Here is a 17,433-nt window from a genome sequence, read left to right on the forward strand (position 1 = left end):
ATGCTTTTGCGGGTTCCCAAATTTTAAGCTCTTTCTTAATTTTTTGTATTTTGTATTTAAAAAAGCGCCTCAGAATATCTTTTGAGGCGCTTTTTTTATGAATTTCTTTGGTTGCAATCACTTATTATTCTAAAATCTTAACCATTGCGCGCGGCAATCCAAGTGTGGCCTGCGCATCATTCGCATTTAACCAATTAAGATTAATCTCTGCTGCTTGCAAAGCCTGAGTTAAAGCAATCACCTGCTCATTAGTTAAAGTCAGTGATTGCGGCGTTAAATACCAATGAAAATGGGTCAGTGAGTGTTTAATAGGCGCATCGTCTAATAACGTTTTACTGACTGCTTTTGCAACTAAATTATGCTTATCTAACCATTCATTGATAATCTGCTCAGCGGTGGTGAATTCTGTTTCGTATAGTTTTTCATTACTAGCAACCTTTAGAGTTTTACTAGTAGTCATGTCTTGTGTCTTACCAACTTTACCGTTAATTTTCTCTACAAACTGCAAGGGCAAACTCCACAAGCCGCCCCAAATGCCATTGTCAGGGCGCTGTAGCCACAGTATTTTGCCGTCCGTATCTTTAATTAATAGCGCATTGCTAAACTTACTTGGTTTGGGCTGTTTTTTAGCTTTGACAGGATAATCGGTTGCGCGTCCCTCAGCGTGGGCAATACAATCCTCTTGCAGCGGACATAACAGACAAGTAGGTTTGCTACGGGTGCATAAGGTTGCGCCCATATCCATCATGGCTTGCGCAAATAATCCTGAATTTTTCCTAGGCGTTAGACGCTCCGCCAACGCCCACAGCTCTTTGGTGGTGGCAGACTTGGTAATATCACCATCAATCGCCGCCCAGCGTGTCAGAACGCGTTTGACATTGCCATCACAAATCACGCCATATTTATGCAAGCCCATCGCCATAATCGCGCCAGCGGTCGACGGCCCAACGCCAGAAATCGCCTCCCAGCCTGCTAGCGTCTGCGGAAAGTCGCCAATTTCATCGATCACCGCAACCAACTGCTTTGCGCCTTTATGCAAATTACGTGCCCGCGCATAGTAGCCAAGCCCTGCCCAATGCGCCGCCACGCTATCCCAATCTGCTGCGGCTAAATCTTGCACGGTAGGAAAGGATGCCATAAAGCGCGCAAAGTAGGGCAGTACAGTGGTCACTTGCGTTTGCTGGAGCATGACTTCGGATAACCAAACAATATAAGGATTTGGCGTATCAGTTTGATGCTGTTGCCAAGGCAGGTCATGGCGACCATTAGTGTCAAACCAATCGAGAAGGCGCGGAGCGAAGGAGTTTAGGGAAGAGGTAGCGTGGTTAAAGGTAGTTTCAGAAGCGTTGGAATTGGCAGTTAGCTGGGTCATAGGCAATCATATCAAAATTGGTGGGCAAATTAGCAAACAAAAAGACGAGCAACCGAAATTGCTCATTAGTATATAAGGCCTAGAAAATGCTAAATAAAGAGAGACGGTCTAATATGGTCACGTCTTACTAAACCAGTGATGAGACCATTGGACTTTGGACTACAAAAGATTTTATAACCGTCTAATAGATAGGATTACTGCCCGATGTAAAAATACACTGCTATGCTTTTTCTTGGCGCTCTAGTAAGGCTTCAATAAACAATCTGATTTGCATGGCAGTCATTAAATAAGGGTTAAATTCGGCGTTTGGTGAAAATTTTAATATGTCTTCTTGACGCTGATTGCTAAGCGTTAAATACTGCATTGACCACTGACTCCAGCGTCGCTGTTCAATTTCGTGACATTCAACAATTCTTAAAGAAAAATGCCGCTCATCTTTAAGTAACTTTTGTAGCAAGGTATTAATGATGGGTCTTGAACCTTCAATAACTTGCAAAAAGTAATTTTCATTCATCACCAATGCACCAGTAATGCCATTATGCTCATTATTGCGCCGTGATTGCTCGAGGATTCTGGCCACTTCGATATTGGCATTATTAGGATTATAGGCGCTAATATACGTTAAGCGCACCAGAATCTGGGCGTCATTTTGCATAGGTAAGTTGTTGCTGTCTGGAAGCTTATCCAGTGCCGATTTCATGAGGTACTCCAGTTAATAATGTACTTTCTCACTTTAAATAAAAGCGTCATATGAAACAAGTAGGTTAAATGAGTAATCTTGTAGGTAGACTAATATAAAACCTATCGGAATTTGTAACCGCCAAACCTACTTCCGATTCTTCCGCGTTTTTAATCGGCGCAAGCGTTTTTCTTCCTCGCGGGCTTTTTTCTTTTCTTCAGCCGCAATGCGCTGCTCAGCGACGACGACTTCTTCAGCTTCTATCATTTCTGGCGTCTCAAGGGTAATACGCCCAAGCTTGCCACTACGCAGCTCGTTAATTAAAATCTCAGACATACGGTAAGTATCGACTTGATTGCCCGCGCGCACGCAGCCGCGATTGCGACCTGCCATTTCAAAAAATTCCCAGTCGGTCTTGGGTAGCTCGTCAATTTTATAGCGATTTTTTAGCAGCTCAGGATAAGCGCTTAGCAAATACTCAGCGGTATAACTGGCGACATCGGCGAAGTCAAACGCCGTATCACGAATACCGCCCGTCGCAGCCAAACGATAACCAGAATTTTCATTTTCAACCTTTGGCCACAGCATACCAGGGGTATCATAAAGCATGATGTCATCGTCGAGCTTAATCAGCTGCTGCGACTTGGTCACTGCAGGCTCATCGCCAGTTTTTGCCACCGCGCGCCCAGCTAAAGTATTAATTAAAGTAGATTTGCCAACGTTTGGAATACCCATAATCATGGCTTTGATTTGGCGACCGGTACCAACTTTATTGGGCACCATCTTTTTACACAGCGCGATGATATGTTTGACATCATCGGCTTTATTATTGTCGCAAGCGATGGCTTTGACGCCGTCTTGTTGCTCAAGATACTCCATCCAGGCTTGGGTCAGTTCAGGGTCAGCAAGGTCGGCTTTATTTAAGATTTTGATGACTGGTTTTTCGCCGCGAAGTGCCGCGACCATGGGGTTTTCGCTACTATAAGGGATACGCGCGTCAATCACTTCGATGACGACGTCCATCTGTGGCATGATCTCTTTGATTTCATTGCGGGCTTTGTTCATATGCCCCGGGAACCACTGAATATTTGCTCTCTTATCCATCTGTTTTTACAACCTTTTATAAAAAATGCTAAAAGTAAGACCAGCAGCGTCTACTTTTTAATGGCGTCCAGTTTACTACACAACCAGCGTCATCACCCAACGTTATCAAGTCGTCACGTTAACATTTCATGTAATGCTCAGGGCAGACTATCATTCAAATTCGTCTGCTCAATCCTGACGCGCTGGCGGCAGCGGTGCCAAATAACCGATCACCAATATTAAGCTACCTGCGCCAAGGAAGGAAATCACCCGCCAAATCGCCTCGGTCTGTGATAAATCGACCAAGACCAGTTTTAGCACCACAACGCCCAATAGACCAATGCCCATAAACCATAGCGTGTGCTGTCCATGACGGCTAGCGATAATAGTGGCGACCAAAGCAATAAGCGTCCATAAAATGGTCAATCCCGTCTGTACTTGCTCGCTACTCCAAGCGCCTCCTGTCATGTCGTATAAATCGCCAGTCCATAACGGTGTGCCAATAAAAGCATGCAGCGTTCTGACCAACATGCTAGAGCCTATCCAAAGACCAATCAGCGCTAAGACAATGAGTAGCATATCGTTTTTAGGAATGGCGGTTAATAGGTTTTTCGATTGCCTGCCAAATGGCTGACGAAATAAATATACGCCTAAGCTGTAAAAAACCACCAGCCACAACGTCACATCATATAAATTAAATAATGGAAAGTAGGGCAAGCCCCAAATCACACCATCATACGTAAAGTTGGTAAAAATCGCCCAGCCTAAGGTGATTGGGACAAATATTTTGGCGCTGTCTAATAATGCCTGATGCCAATCAAACCAAGAAGGCGCAAGTAGTGAGGCTGCTGCTTTCGATTGCGTATGTGATTGCGTGTTTGATTGCTCCTCACTGTATTGAGGCACGGCATGACGCTGTGTCCACCATAAGCCCGCTAGCATAAAGGCAACCGGCACTAAGATAGTCATCACGGCGTCCGAATCGGGCACTTGGTAATGAACCAGCTCTGCTAAAACGATAACGCCCGTGCCAAGCCAGCTTGCGCTATCAAAGCGTTTTAACTCAGCCTTTTTATGCCATGTTTTTAACCATAATTGCCCGGCCACTAACCAACCTATCAGTAAGGTGATAAATATTGGCCAATGAAACGTCGTCCATTGGTAGTCAAATTCATACTTTTGTGGCAATTGAAAGATCAGCATGGCATAAAATAACAACAGCAAACCATGACTAAACTGCCTAATCTCGCGCCACGCTTCATAGTGATTAATTGCCTGATAAACAATAAGGCTGGTTAACATCGCCAATCCTAGCAGCGCCGTCGTTGCTAAACGCCAGCTTGCAAACCATTGACCAAAGTCGATGACCAATACATACAGCAGCCAGCCCATGGCGGTGAGGGTCAGCAAACGTATCAGGGCGGGACGTTGCCAAGTCAGTGTAAACGCCATGCTTTGGCTATTGATACTGTTAAGCCACTGCTGAGCGGCGGTTTCGCTAAGACCTAAAGCTTTAGGATGTTCTGTCAGTATAGGATTGGCGTTAAGTTGGTGATTCGCGTCATCAATAGGCGAATTGCTGGCACGTAAGATAAACATCATGGCTAGGTAGCTGATAGCCGAAATTGTTAAAGCCAAGGTTGGATAATCTTGGTGGGCAAATGCCACGTTTATCATTAGCATCACGATACTGAGCAGCTGCAATAACAACCCAAACAATACCGACCACGCGCGTAGTGAGCGGCGGCCAAACCATACCAAGGCCAGCCCTTGTACCGACCAGCCAAAGGCGATCCATTCGGTATCGAGTGCCAGTGGAATCACCAAGGCTAAAAAGCCAAACCCTAGCGCCAGCATGCCTTCAGTAATTAAGGCATAACGCTGACTGCGCTGAATAAATAGCCAACCAAGACCTAGATAAACTGCTGCTAAAATGGCACTGGTGAAGGTCAACCCATTAGGAATAGCGTCTAACAGCGCCGCAAATAAACCAAAGGCCAGTATCGGCACGGAAAACAGCAAGCCGGTATTAATAGGGAATATATAGCTGTTGTTTCCCCAGTGAATTTTATTTACATCGTTTGGATGTTCTACAGTATCTGTATGAGCAAAATCTGCGTCATTAAGCGTGTTATAAGCGATGATTTGCTGCGCGTAGCGAATGACGACAAACAAATATAACATGACGTGCAGCGCAACCAGCAAGACCAATGACCAACGCTGCGCTTCAATAACAGCGCTTACATTTTCCGCTGCGCCCCAATAATATGCCAGCCCAAAGGTGACCATCACGCCGAGTAGATTAAGCATTTTCCAAGTGCGGTAGTGGGCGATGACCGCAATCGTGACGTTCAATAATAGATAGTAGCTAAACAAGGTCACTAAATTACCAATATCACTACTGGTCAATATCGGCGCAAAAAATCCACCAGACAGTGCCAACAATGCTAAAGGAAACGCGTTTTGGCGTACGGCGAGCGCAATGGTAATGGCTGACAATATGCCAAGTCCCATAAAGCTCGGCGCACTAGCCAGCACTTGATAGGCGCTATAAGCAAAAAAGGTCGTTAAATAAGCAATTGCTAAGCCTGCGCCTTGCAAGGTGATGCCATAAGCAAAACGGTTTTTGGCCAATTTTAAGCCTAGCGCCGCGAGCGCTAAGCCAATGATACCAATGCCAAGCAGCTTTACGGTAAGCGGGATTTCGATATAGTCGCTTAATAAGCGCAGTAATAACACCACACCGACGAGCAATACCAATACCCCAACACGCACGACCAAATTGCCACCAAAAAACCAGTTTTTAATAGAGTGCAGCAGTGAGGTCACAATAGGCAATGAGCGCTCGTCTGGCTCTATTACTGAGGTAGGTTTTTGCAGTTTTGGCAATTCTGTTTGCTTGGGCAGCTTAGGAGGATTTGATGCTAATGGCAGATTTTCTACAGGTTCGAGAGGGGAGTCATCAATAGATTCAGAAATCACTACAGCAGATGTAGGACTTTCTGCTGCTGCGCTTACGCTGTTTTTATACCGCTCAAGGTCAGCTTGTAGCTTTGCCATATCACGGCGCAATTGTCCGACTTGCTGGTTTATCTTGGCGTACAATATGACCACCACGATTAATAAAGCAATAAAAGCCAACCAGCCCAGCTGATTTATCAATAGATATAACATCCTCGTCACTCAATCCCGCTGATAATAAAGTGATAATGACGTTATTTGCTCATAAGCACAAGATTAGACATTGTAGTTATTGTATATGACGGCAAAAATAAGGGTCGCTCTCTTATAAAGCCACCCTTATTTTTTATCTTATCTTTTTTATTAACACTCATCATAAAGTATTTATAATAACGAGCGTTTATACCATCTGATTTATAGCAATTTTAAAATTATTGACCAAGATTGGTTTTCATAAATTCAAGCATGTTTTCCCAGCTTTGTTTGGCAGCGCTTTCGTTGTAGCCAAGGTCAACATCATTTTTGGCAGCGCGCTCATCGGCGTGCGGATTACTAAAGCCATGCTTAGCATCATCATACACATCAATCGTGTAGTCAACATCAGCAGCATCGAGCTCTGATTTTAGTTCTTCCACTGCATCCATTGATACCATTGAATCATCGCGACCATGCGCGACCAATACTTTGGCAGTAAAGTTTTTGTCCGCTGGCTGTTTGGCCGATAGATTGCCGTGGAAAGTGGCGACCGCTTTTAAGGGCATGCCTTCGCGTGCCATATCAAGGACGACTTTACCGCCAAAGCAATAGCCAATTGCCCCCAAATTGTTACCGTCAACCGCCAATTGATCACTAAAATCATTCAATATCAAGCGGCAGCGCTCCATTAACATATCTTGGTCAGCAAGCACTTGCTCCATCCACATGTTTGCCATCGCCGCATCGGTGGTCAATTTGCCGTCGCCGTAAACGTCCATTGCTACCGCCGCATAGCCCGCTTTGGCTAAGCGCTCAACGACAGATTTTGGATAATCAACCACGCCCCACCATTCTGGTGCAACCAAAATACCCGCTACCGGATTGTCTTCTGAGGCAGATTCGGGCAGTGCAACATAGCTTATAAGCTCGACGTTGTTTTCGGTGGTGCTGATTAATTCAAAGGTCTTAATTAACATATTATTGTCCTTTTTTCTGTTGTGAAGGTTATTTTTTAAATGGCTACTTTATAAATACCTACTTTATAAATGTTTATTTTATAAGTAACTGTTTTATAAATAATTGCTTTATAAGTATTAATTATCCATATTTTTGCTCAATCCTTTATTTACCCTTCCTACCTTAACGCCCAAGTTCGCCAAAAACAGCTATAATACTGTAACGCTCTTTATCAAAATGCTACGGCGACTTTATGACACTCAATTTGCTAAATCAATCTGAACCCAACTTAGCATCCGCTGCAGATTCCAAAACAAAAGCGGCTGCAGACTCAGCTGCGCAATCAACGGTGAGCTTATTTCCTAAAAATCAAGATCAAGCCAATGAAACGCTACGTCCACAGTTCTGGTCGCGCTTTACGCTGGCAGAATTAAACCACAGCGAATGGGAAGCACTATGCGATGGCTGCGGTAGCTGTTGCCTTATCAAATACATGGACGATGATAATGCGGATGACAGCAGCAATGAAGCAGAAATGGTCGAGTATACCGATGTCACGTGTCAGCTGATGGACTGTGCGACGGGTTATTGCCGGCATTACGCCACGCGCCAAGAGCATGTGCCAGACTGTATTCAATTGACTATGGAAAATCTGCCGCAAATGATGTGGTTGCCGTCGCACTGTGCGTATAAGCGCTTATATAAAGGACAGGATTTGCCAAGTTGGCATTTATTATTGACCGACGATGCGGCCGTCACGCAGCATCAAATGCGCGCCGCCAATGTCGGCGTAGCAGGGCGCTGTATTTCTGAAGTTGGCATGACTGATGAAGAGATGGAGATGCGCGTGGTAACGTGGGTCAAGCCTTAAACTGGTTTTTCTGCAAAGGCTTTAGGTTTTAGGCTGGATTTACACTTTGATAAATAATGCTATGTAATTTAGCAGCCGTATCCTCTTTTTTTTGAAATCCTCAGCTATTCCTTAGAATCCTGCGCGGCAGATTTGGCGCTTGCCTCGGCATCGGCTTTTGACTCAGCAAGTGGCGGGATAGGGATACCTTGCCGGATTTGCTTGGAGAATACGCGACTATTGATAGCGCTGTTTCCTGCCAGATTATCAAAACCGCGAACCTTTGGATTGATATGGGTGCGCTCGTACCAGGTGTCCATTGACCAAGGTTGACTGTCTTTTTCGGGATTGGCATCGAGCATACCGACATCGTATAAATAGTTTGGTAGCCAACCTGACACCCAAATCCGATAATCCCACGGCAAACGCTCGCCGCTGACAATACGCGCCATATAAAAGATAATATTGGTACAGTTACTAATCAAAGTGTTATACCACGCAGGCTCGGCGTTAAGCTCATCGGCGGCGGTTAAATAAGACTCGAACAATTCTTGAACTTCATGCTGCTGCAAATGGCTAATGGGAAATAAATACACTTGCTCGCCGCGGGCATTACTGCGGGTATAAATAATATCGCGTTCTTCTGCGGCAATCAGGCTAAGCTCATAACGCCTAAAAAATCCCGCCAATGCCGAAAACGACTCGCCTTCTTCCTTACGAATCTCAAACGAGAAGGCAAGCGGTCTATCATCTTCAAAGCGAAAGCTGACCAAAGTATGAGCAATCAGCGGCCCCATCCAATAAGAGTTGGTGACATCAACGCCAGACAGTTTTGACATATCAATGGTGCGCGTGTCCCAGTGTTCAGTCGCTTCTTTATCGGTACGCCAATCAAAGTTACGCACATTGGTTAACGTCACTAAGTCAGGATTGTTGGCATCACGGCTATAAGTAACTTGCTTGCTGACTTCCGCCATCCAGTCGCGGTCTTGTTTGGCTTCGATAGAGAAAAACCAGCCCAAACCGATAAACCAAATCGCCCCATATAGACCTATCAGCCATTTAACGGCTGATTTTTTATCAAGCGCTGTTGATTGGTTTAATTGCTTATCGCGCCAAATTTTGGAATTTTTTGTTGCATAACTTTTTGTTGCATAAGCTGCCTTAGCCAGCGCCGCTAAAATGCCGACTATAACAAGGGTCATAAGCCAGCTAATCGGTGAGCGCATTCCAAACTGATACCAAATCGCCAGCAGGAGCCAAACGGCGGATAAAATAAGCACAAGCGCAATGAAAAAACGTACGAGATGATAGCGCCAGTTAGATTTTGGCGGGTTGCTATGCGATAAGCCCGTCTTTAAATTATGACTGTCTGCGCCATTGTCTAAACGAGGAGTTTTTGAGGACGATGACAGTAAGCGAGAAAAAAAGGCACGTAACGACATAGGTTTGACTTTGAGGAATGAAGGCTTTGACCATAGCAAAGTTTGCAACACACTGACAATACAATTTGAGTGAATTTGTCGTTGAATGTCCGTAAGCCTTACGATAAAGTGAAAGTCATTAGGCTTGCTTATTTATAGATATTATTTGACCTATATGGATTATTCGACCGTGGTTTAGGTTGCATTTTAATCATATTCGGCCTGTTTTATTTTAGATTTTTATCCCCATCTATATTTAAGATTTTAATTGTTATTTACGTTATTGTTATGCACGTTAATGTTTGTCATTAACTATTTTTTTGACTATTGTTATTAACTAAAGAGGTTAAATCACATCATCATGTCTGAAGACGCTCCAAGCCCGAGTAGTTGGTCGATGCGCGGCTTAAAACGCTGGCTATCGACCGCCCCCGAAACCCGTGATGAACTGATACGTTTGGTGCAAGACTCGCGCCAGTTCTTAGAACCCGATACTGTGGATATGTTAGAAGGCGTGCTCGACCTGCCTGCAACGCAAGTCCGCGAAATTATGACCCCGCGCCCGCAAGTGGTAGGGCTGCACGAAAGTACCAGCTTAGCTGAAGTGATGGATATCATCCTTGAAACCACGCACTCGCGCTATCCGGTATTTGATAGCCAAGATGATGACGCCGTGATTGGTATTTTATTGGCAAAGGATTTAATTCCCATCCTCGTACATATGGTGCGTGACCAAGAAGATAGAATTGATAGTAAACGTTTAAGGGATCTTGTGCGCCAGCCGCTCTATATCAGCGAAACGGCGCGCTCCGATACCCTGCTACGCTCCTTGCAGCGCACCCAAGTGCATATGGCGATTGTCGTCGATGAGTTTGGTAATTTTGCTGGTGTCGTCACCATGGAAGATTTACTCGAGGAAATCGTCGGCGATATCGTCGATGAGCATGATGACTTTGATGAAGACAGTGACATTAATAATATTGTCGCTGACCCTGAAAAGCCAAATACCTGGCGCGTACAAGCATCGACGGTGATTGAAGACTGTAATGATGAGCTAGGTGCTCATTTTGACGATACCGATGTCGATACCATGGGCGGTTTGGTGATGCAAGCACTTGGTTACGTGGGAGATTTGGAAGGTGAAAGCGTGGTTATTGATGATTGGCAAATTACCATTACCGACGTTGAAGGACGCTTTATCCAAAATCTTGAGCTGACCAAAGTCCATCCTGATCAACAAATACTGATAGGCAGTCATTAATTTGTTATTGCTTAGCGCTGAACCAAAAAAACACGATTACGGTCGTGTTTTTTTTGTTTTTAAAATCGGCATTTTACAATGCAAATTACAACGCAAATTTACCCATTGAGAGTTGCAGACTGGTATCATGGGCAGGTTTAATTTTTAGCGTTCGATTTAGCGTAATTTGATTAGTTATCAATTAAGCACTGATTGTAACATTAAGCGGCAATTTTTAAGTTTTAATATGATTGAATAATAAGGTTTTGGATAACTGCTATGCGTCTGTCTACTGTTGATTTGCAAAAACGTCTAAACCCCGATAAGCCAAAGGGCCTACCGATGGTGTTGACTATATTGATTGCGTGGTTGGCAGGCGCCGTGTTTATCTTTGCGCTTGCGCCGTATGGTTTTTGGCCGATGGCTTTTATCTCGCCCGCTATTTTATATGCCTTACTAATGCCTGATATGAGTGGCAAGCGTGCGTTTGTTATTGGTCAGGCTTACGGCACTGGGCTTTGGTGCGTTGGAGCGTTTTGGCTTTACACCTCTATTCATGTTTATGGCGATACGCCGATATGGCTCGCGCTGATTATGATTGCGCTGATGGGCCTTGGCATGGGATTATTTCATGGCTTTTTGGCGCTGATTTTTAATCGGGTTGTCGGCAAGCAGCCGTTGTCATTTGCCGCGCTTTGGGTGCTGCAAGAATGGATGAAAACTTGGTTATTTACCGGCTTTCCATGGTTGTTTGTCGGTTATGCCTTTACTGAGCAATATTGGCTGTCGTCATTAGCGCCTGTTGCCGGCGTGTTTGCGATCTCTTTTGTCGCGGTGTTATTGGCCGCAAGTTTGGTTGAACTGTTGCGGCGCCGCGGCGGTTATATGATTCCTGCACTCGCATTATTGGTATTAAGCTGCGCTTTATGGCTGATAAATCCGCAATGGACAAAACCCAAAGGCACGCCTGATTTATCAGTGTCATTAATCCAAGGCAATATCCCGCAGGATTTAAAATGGCTCACCGAATATCAGGTAGAAACGCTAAAAATCTATGCCACGCTGACCAGTACAGAATGGGATAGAGATATGGTCTTGTGGCCTGAATCATCAATTCCGATGTTTCAGACCGAGGCGGTTGGCTTTATCAGTGAAATGGTCAAGATGGCCAAAGAGACGAATACCACGTGGGTCACTGGTATTCCTTATAAAGATGAAGCCGCTTTTGATAAAGCGCATGATAAATACCCGCCATTTTATAACAGTGTGGTTGCCCTGGGTGCGGATGCAGAAGGTCTGTATAAAAAGCAGCGCTTGGTCCCCTTTGGTGAATATATTCCGTTTGAGGGGCTACTAGATATTTTGCCCAATTTGGCTGGCAGCCAAGATATCATGAGCTATAGCCGCGGTAGTGAAAACCAATCACCATTACGCGTACGCGGTCATAATCTGGGCGCGGCGGTCTGCTATGAAGTGGCCTATCCTGATACCACGCGTAAAAACGCCATTAATACTGACTTTTTATTGACCATCTCCAACGATGCATGGTTTGGCAGCTCGGCAGGACCGCTGCAGCATTTGCAAATGGTACAAATGCGCGCGCTTGAAAACGGTCGCTGGTTTATGCGCGCGACCAATACGGGTGTCACGGCTATCATTGATCATAAAGGCCGTATCGTGAAGCGTGCGCCGCAGTTTGAGCGCACCGTTTTACGCGGTGATGTGCAAGCGCGCGTTGGCAACACGCCTTATATGCGCGCGGGTAATTATCCTATTTTAATCATTATTGCGCTTCTGCTATTATTAAGCTATCTTGGCAAGCGCGCGACCTCGCGGACGCGTTTGGTCAAATAAGAAAAAATGCTCATGGTGTTTGGTTGTAAATTTTTTTGCTAATAAACCCTTTAAATGGTTAAGGCTTTAACAAATCGATATAAATTGCGATATAATGGGCCAATATTTTAAATATTTTGTGCAAGGTGGATAAGGTATGTCAGAAGATATCGTTAAGAACAACCCCAAGAAAGAGACCCTATTTGCTTTAGGCGGTGTTGCCTTATTTTTAAGTATCGTCTTATTAATCGGCATTTCTGGCTATTTGCGTCCAGCAGGCGAGCATATCACGGCGGAGACTACCGACGCAGCTGCTGAAACAGAAGCGGCTACTGCTACTGATGAGGCCGCGCCAACTGAAACTGCTGCCGCGCCAGTAACCACTGGTACGCCTGCAACCGCACCTACTGAAAATCCAGCAGATGCTACCGTAACCCCAGCAGTCGACACTGATGGCGCTGTGGTTGCCGCTGAATCTGGCACAGCAACTGCTGAGGGCACCGTCAATCAAGCAGCAGTCGACGATGATGCGGATTTAACCGCAGAGCAAGCTGACGCTGATGCGGACGCTGGCAAGACTGAAAGAGCGACACCTGACGCTGCAGAGTAATCTCGCTATTAAGAGATTTTGTGATTAAGACCGACGACCATTTGTTGTGATGACGCTTTACGCTAGACGTTAAAAAAACTCTAGAAGCTAAACAAAAACCTGCGCTTGGTGAACTAAGCGCAGGTTTTTTTGTAGGTATTTGTGTAATTATTGGAAAACTTTTTCTTTACTTGACTATAACCAAGTGAAACAATAATGCGCCTATGTGACCGCTTAGCAAAATAATTAGGAGTTTGGTCGACATGACAGTGGTCTTTAAAGGAATAAAGTTATGAGCAGAGACTCAAAAGTAAATGTTAGTGATGCCGAATTGGCAGCGCTGGATAATGGGTTTATGGGGCACCCAAAGCCACTACGCCCGCTGTTTTTTACCGAAATGTGGGAACGCTTTTCTTATTATAGTATCCGTCCGTTATTGGTACTGTTTATGGTTGCAACCGTTGGTAGCGGCGGTTTTGGCTTTGATGAAGTCACCGCTTCTGCTATCTACGGTATTTTTGCCGGTTCATTATATTTAGCGGCGGTGCCGGGCGGCTGGCTCGCCGATAACTGGCTTGGTCAAGAGCGTGCCTTGTGGTGGGGCAGCGTGATTATTGCCCTTGGTCACTTGTGTATTGCGCTATCAGCCATATTTGGCATGACGCTGTTTTTTGTTGGTTTGATATGCATTGTGTTAGGGTCGGGGTTATTTAAAACCTGTATCTCCGTCATGGTAGGCGCCTTGTATAAAAAAGGCGACGTGCGCCGTGATGGCGGTTTTACCTTGTTTTACATGGGCATTAATATAGGTGCTCTATTGGCAGCGCTCATCGTTGGGGTATTTAAAGAAAAAGGCATGTGGCATGCAGGCTTTGGTGTCGGTGGCCTTGGTATGTTGGTGTCATTACTGATCTATCGTTTTTCTGCCCAAAAAACCTTGAAGCACTATGCACGAGCCAAAAATATCAAACCTGAGTGGGAGCATGCCAATGACCGCTATAACAATATCGGTCGCTGGGTTATCGGATTTTTGGTTTTATTGGCAGTGATTGTGGTTTTGGTTGCAAGCGGCATCGTACCGTTCAATCCTGAAATGGTCGCAGAGTATATGACCTATATCATTGCCGCGGTGGTGATAGGCTACTTTGCGGTCATGTTTGTCTCGCCTCGTCTTGATAAAACCGATAAGCTGCGCCTGCTCACTTGTTTTATTTTAATCATAGGTTCGACGCTATTTTGGTCAAGTTTTGAGCAGCAGCCAACGTCATTTAACTTATTTGCCGATCGTTATACTGACTTGAACGTCTTAGGGTTTGAGATACCCAGTATTTGGTTTCAGTCCTTAAATCCTTTGTTTATTTTACTGCTGGCGCCCATCGTTAGTATTATCTGGGTCAAGCTTGGTAAACGCGGTCTTGAGCCTAACAGTATGACTAAGTTTGCGCTCGGTATGTTGATTACCGCGGCAGGTTTTTCATTGATGATTTTTGCCTCAAAAAGCATCTTGAACAGCGACGGTAACTTAGCATCGCCGTTATGGCTCGTGGGCAGTTTATTACTACTTACCTTAGGCGAGTTGGCGCTGAGTCCGGTAGGTTTATCATCAATGACCAAACTTGCGCCAAAGGGCATGCAAGGACAAATGATGGGGCTGTTTTTTGCGTCGGTTGCCATGGGTAATTTGGTTGCAGCGTTTTTCGGTGGTCACGTTTCAGCGGATAAAATCGAGAGCTTACCGACGTTATTTACAACCATGACCATCTTTTTGGTGGCGACAGCAGTGGTATTATTGGTATTAGCCAAACCTATCAGTAATATGCTGTTAAAAAGTGAGCAAGCCGATAAAATGAGCTCATAAATAAAGCGCTAGCGGTATGGTTAGGTTTAATGAATAAAGGTTTAATTGAGCCAGTTTGAATAAACAGCCATACCTATAAACGGTAAAAGATAAGACGTGTTACCATAATCGGTAGCACGTTTTATTGTTTTAACGAGTGAGAAATTTCTTTTGGCCATTGAAAGCCTGCTATCTGCCCAAACATCTAGAGAGGGTCTGCTTTAATACTGTACTTTTTTAATACTATGCTTCTTTAATACTATGCTGTTATTAATAGCAGTTCGCTTAAATTATCTTCATTCATATAAATATAATTTTTAAAATATCAAACCGTTCCTATTCACCTATAACGCTTCACTTAACACTGATAAATTTTTTCGCGCAAATAAGACGACTATTCATAGTCTAGGCCGAGTCGCCTCACAGTCGTACTTTTCCAAAACCAATAAGGAAACTCTAATGAATAAACAGCACATTCATGACCGTATCGCAAGCTTACGTGAGCGCTTAGCAGCCCAAGATTTGACGGCGATTATCGTGCCGTCAGCAGACCCGCACTTATCTGAGTATTTGCCAGAATATTGGCAAGCGCGGTTATGGCTATCGGGCTTTACCGGTTCGGTTGGTACGTTGGTCGTTACTGCTGACTTTGCTGGCCTCTGGACGGACAGCCGCTACTGGGTACACGCCGCGTATCAGCTAGAAGGCACGGGTATTACTTTGGAAAAACTGGCTCCTGGGCAGCCAAATCATATCGATTGGCTAGCGCAGAACTTAGCGGAAGGCGATAGCGTGGCCGTCGATGGCAATGTATTGTCTATCGCCGAGCAAGACAGATTATTGAATGCCTTTGAGGCCAACGATATTACCTTAATTACTGAGCGTGATGTGTTGACGGATATATGGAACGAGCGTCCAGCACTGCCATCAGCACAGCTTTATCAACACGATGCGCAGTTTATCGATCAGTCTGCTGCTTCAAAACTTGCTGCCGTGCGCGCGGGTATGAAGGATGCAGGCGCAAGCCATCATTTGCTGTCAAGTTTAGATGATATTGCTTGGTTGACCAACTTGCGCGGCGCTGATGTCGATTATAACCCTGTGTTTTTGGCGCATATGCTCATTAGCGAAGATAAAGCGACCTTGTTTGTTGATAATAATAAAGTCAGTGACGAGATTGCTCAAAGCCTAAAAGACAGCGGTATCACGCTTGCGGATTATGAAGCCGTACAAGAGGCATTAGGCGCCCTTACGCCAGAAGATTTATTATTGTTAGACCCAAGTAAAGTGGCGGTAGGCACGTTATCAAAAATGGCCGATGATGTTGGCTTTATTGAGCAAATGGCGCCAAGTACGTTACTCAAATCGGTGAAATCTGCGGCGGATATCGAGCATGTACGCGAAGCCATGCGTCAAGATGGCGCGGCGTTAAGTGAGTTTTTTGCGGCTTTTGAAAAACGCCTAGCAAATGGTGAGCGTTTAAGTGAGTTAGATGTTGATAGTATGCTTATCGAAGTACGCAGTAAGCAGCCGCATTATGTCTCGCCAAGCTTCCCAACCATCGCAGGCTTTAATGAAAACGGCGCCTTGCCGCATTACCGTGCGACGCCAGAGAAATTCAGCTACTTTGATGTTGCTGAGGGCGAGGGCGGCTTATTGTTAATCGACTCAGGGGCGCAGTACCAAAACGGCACCACCGATATCACTCGTGTGGTCGGCATTGGACAAGTCAGTTCTGAGCATAAACGCGACTTTACCACGGTGTTAAAAGCCCACATTGCTTTGGCAAAAGCCCATTTCCCTGATGGCATTGCTTCACCACTCATCGATGCGATTTGCCGGGCGCCATTATGGCAAGCGCAAATGGATTATGGTCATGGTACCGGCCATGGCGTTGGTTATTTCTTAAACGTCCATGAAGGCCCGCAAGTGATTGCCTATAGTGCCAGCACGCCAAAAGAGCGCGCGATGAAAGCAGGCATGATATCGAGTAATGAGCCAGGTTTATACCGCGAAGGTAAATGGGGCATTCGTATCGAAAACTTGGTGGTCAATACGCCGGTGGCAAATCCTACAGAAACCGAGTTTGGCAAATTCCTATACTTTGAAACCATCACATATTGCCCAATTGACACCCGTTTGATTGAGCCGGCACTATTAACCCAAATCGAGATTGATTGGCTAAATGACTATCATAGCCAAGTCTATGCCGAGATAAAAGACCGCGTCGATGGTGCAGCGCTTGAGTGGTTAACTGAGCGTACCAAAGCCATTTAAATAGCGCTTTGTACTTTAATCAGCAAAAAAACTAGCAAAAAAAGCCCCGGCAATATTGTCGGGGCTTTTTAGGGTTTAATTCTTGGGTCACTTTTAATTTGATTCAAAAATCAAGCTATAGTCAGTTCAAAATAAA

General features: G+C 44.9%; 12 protein-coding genes. 6 read left to right on the plus strand and 6 right to left on the minus strand.

Translation table 11 applies throughout. The features are described from left to right. Positions 1-124: 124 nt before the first annotated feature. The 5 genes from mutY to B4240_RS00645 form a co-directional block, all read right to left on the minus strand. On the minus strand, positions 125-1,372 hold the full coding sequence (mutY, locus tag B4240_RS00625; RefSeq protein WP_296236265.1) for an A/G-specific adenine glycosylase: 1,248 nt from the start codon (positions 1,370-1,372) through the stop codon (positions 125-127). Positions 1,373-1,592: 220 nt separating this feature from the next. Beyond that, complete coding sequence (locus B4240_RS00630) at positions 1,593-2,072, minus strand: BLUF domain-containing protein (RefSeq protein ID WP_296236266.1); 480 nt, start codon at positions 2,070-2,072, stop codon at positions 1,593-1,595. Positions 2,073-2,198: 126 nt separating this feature from the next. Beyond that, a complete protein-coding gene (gene ylqF, locus B4240_RS00635; protein WP_296236267.1) occupies positions 2,199-3,155 on the minus strand; it encodes a ribosome biogenesis GTPase YlqF in 957 nt (318 codons plus the stop codon). 168 nt (positions 3,156-3,323) lie between these two features. Then, the gene (locus tag B4240_RS00640; protein WP_296236268.1) at positions 3,324-6,296 is read right to left on the minus strand and encodes a DUF2339 domain-containing protein; all 2,973 of its coding nucleotides are present in this window, start codon (positions 6,294-6,296) and stop codon (positions 3,324-3,326) included. Between the two features lie 230 nt (positions 6,297-6,526). Beyond that, entirely contained in the window at positions 6,527-7,267 is a 741-nt protein-coding gene (locus B4240_RS00645; protein ID WP_296236269.1) for a dienelactone hydrolase family protein, read from the minus strand. A 233-nt stretch (positions 7,268-7,500) separates the two neighbouring features. On the opposite strand from B4240_RS00645, the gene B4240_RS00650 reads away from it, so the two are divergent. Further along, the gene (locus B4240_RS00650; RefSeq protein WP_296236270.1) at positions 7,501-8,118 is read left to right on the plus strand and encodes a YcgN family cysteine cluster protein; all 618 of its coding nucleotides are present in this window, start codon (positions 7,501-7,503) and stop codon (positions 8,116-8,118) included. Positions 8,119-8,222: 104 nt separating this feature from the next. Here the strand turns inward: B4240_RS00650 and B4240_RS00655 are convergent, their stop codons facing one another. Next, complete coding sequence (locus B4240_RS00655; protein WP_296236271.1) at positions 8,223-9,542, minus strand: DUF4105 domain-containing protein; 1,320 nt, start codon at positions 9,540-9,542, stop codon at positions 8,223-8,225. Positions 9,543-9,882: 340 nt separating this feature from the next. Here B4240_RS00655 and B4240_RS00660 point away from each other — a divergent pair, with 340 nt between their 5' ends. The 5 genes from B4240_RS00660 (at position 9,883) to B4240_RS00680 (ending at position 17,297) form a co-directional block, all read left to right on the plus strand. Beyond that, positions 9,883-10,782, plus strand: coding sequence for a CBS domain-containing protein (locus B4240_RS00660; protein ID WP_296236272.1), 900 nt, complete (start codon positions 9,883-9,885; stop codon positions 10,780-10,782). Positions 10,783-11,040: 258 nt separating this feature from the next. Next, positions 11,041-12,615: an apolipoprotein N-acyltransferase gene (lnt, locus tag B4240_RS00665; protein ID WP_296236273.1), complete on the plus strand. Its 1,575-nt coding sequence runs from the start codon at positions 11,041-11,043 to the stop codon at positions 12,613-12,615. A gap of 136 nt (positions 12,616-12,751) precedes the next feature. Beyond that, positions 12,752-13,204: a hypothetical protein gene (locus B4240_RS00670; protein ID WP_296236274.1), complete on the plus strand. Its 453-nt coding sequence runs from the start codon at positions 12,752-12,754 to the stop codon at positions 13,202-13,204. Positions 13,205-13,475: 271 nt separating this feature from the next. Then, on the plus strand, positions 13,476-15,041 hold the full coding sequence (locus tag B4240_RS00675) for a peptide MFS transporter (RefSeq protein WP_296236275.1): 1,566 nt from the start codon (positions 13,476-13,478) through the stop codon (positions 15,039-15,041). Between the two features lie 438 nt (positions 15,042-15,479). After that, entirely contained in the window at positions 15,480-17,297 is a 1,818-nt protein-coding gene (locus B4240_RS00680) for an aminopeptidase P family protein (RefSeq protein WP_296236276.1), read from the plus strand. Positions 17,298-17,433 lie beyond the last annotated feature (136 nt).

It is taken from the genome of Psychrobacter sp. UBA5136 (assembly GCF_002414005.1).
GTDB lineage: Bacteria > Pseudomonadota > Gammaproteobacteria > Pseudomonadales > Moraxellaceae > Psychrobacter.

Bases quoted from the DNA above. Each gene is read 5' to 3' on its own strand.
- lnt (WP_296236273.1), top strand. From the start codon at position 11,041: ATGCGTCTGTCTACTGTTGATTTGCAAAAACGTCTAAACCCCGATAAG.
- B4240_RS00670 (WP_296236274.1), top strand. From the start codon at position 12,752: ATGTCAGAAGATATCGTTAAGAACAACCCCAAGAAAGAGACCCTATTT.
- ylqF (WP_296236267.1), bottom strand. From the start codon at position 3,155: ATGGATAAGAGAGCAAATATTCAGTGGTTCCCGGGGCATATGAACAAA.
- B4240_RS00630 (WP_296236266.1), bottom strand. From the start codon at position 2,072: ATGAAATCGGCACTGGATAAGCTTCCAGACAGCAACAACTTACCTATG.
- B4240_RS00680 (WP_296236276.1), top strand. From the start codon at position 15,480: ATGAATAAACAGCACATTCATGACCGTATCGCAAGCTTACGTGAGCGC.
- B4240_RS00655 (WP_296236271.1), bottom strand. From the start codon at position 9,542: ATGTCGTTACGTGCCTTTTTTTCTCGCTTACTGTCATCGTCCTCAAAA.
- mutY (WP_296236265.1), bottom strand. From the start codon at position 1,372: ATGACCCAGCTAACTGCCAATTCCAACGCTTCTGAAACTACCTTTAAC.
- B4240_RS00675 (WP_296236275.1), top strand. From the start codon at position 13,476: ATGAGCAGAGACTCAAAAGTAAATGTTAGTGATGCCGAATTGGCAGCG.
- B4240_RS00645 (WP_296236269.1), bottom strand. From the start codon at position 7,267: ATGTTAATTAAGACCTTTGAATTAATCAGCACCACCGAAAACAACGTC.
- B4240_RS00650 (WP_296236270.1), top strand. From the start codon at position 7,501: ATGACACTCAATTTGCTAAATCAATCTGAACCCAACTTAGCATCCGCT.
- B4240_RS00660 (WP_296236272.1), top strand. From the start codon at position 9,883: ATGTCTGAAGACGCTCCAAGCCCGAGTAGTTGGTCGATGCGCGGCTTA.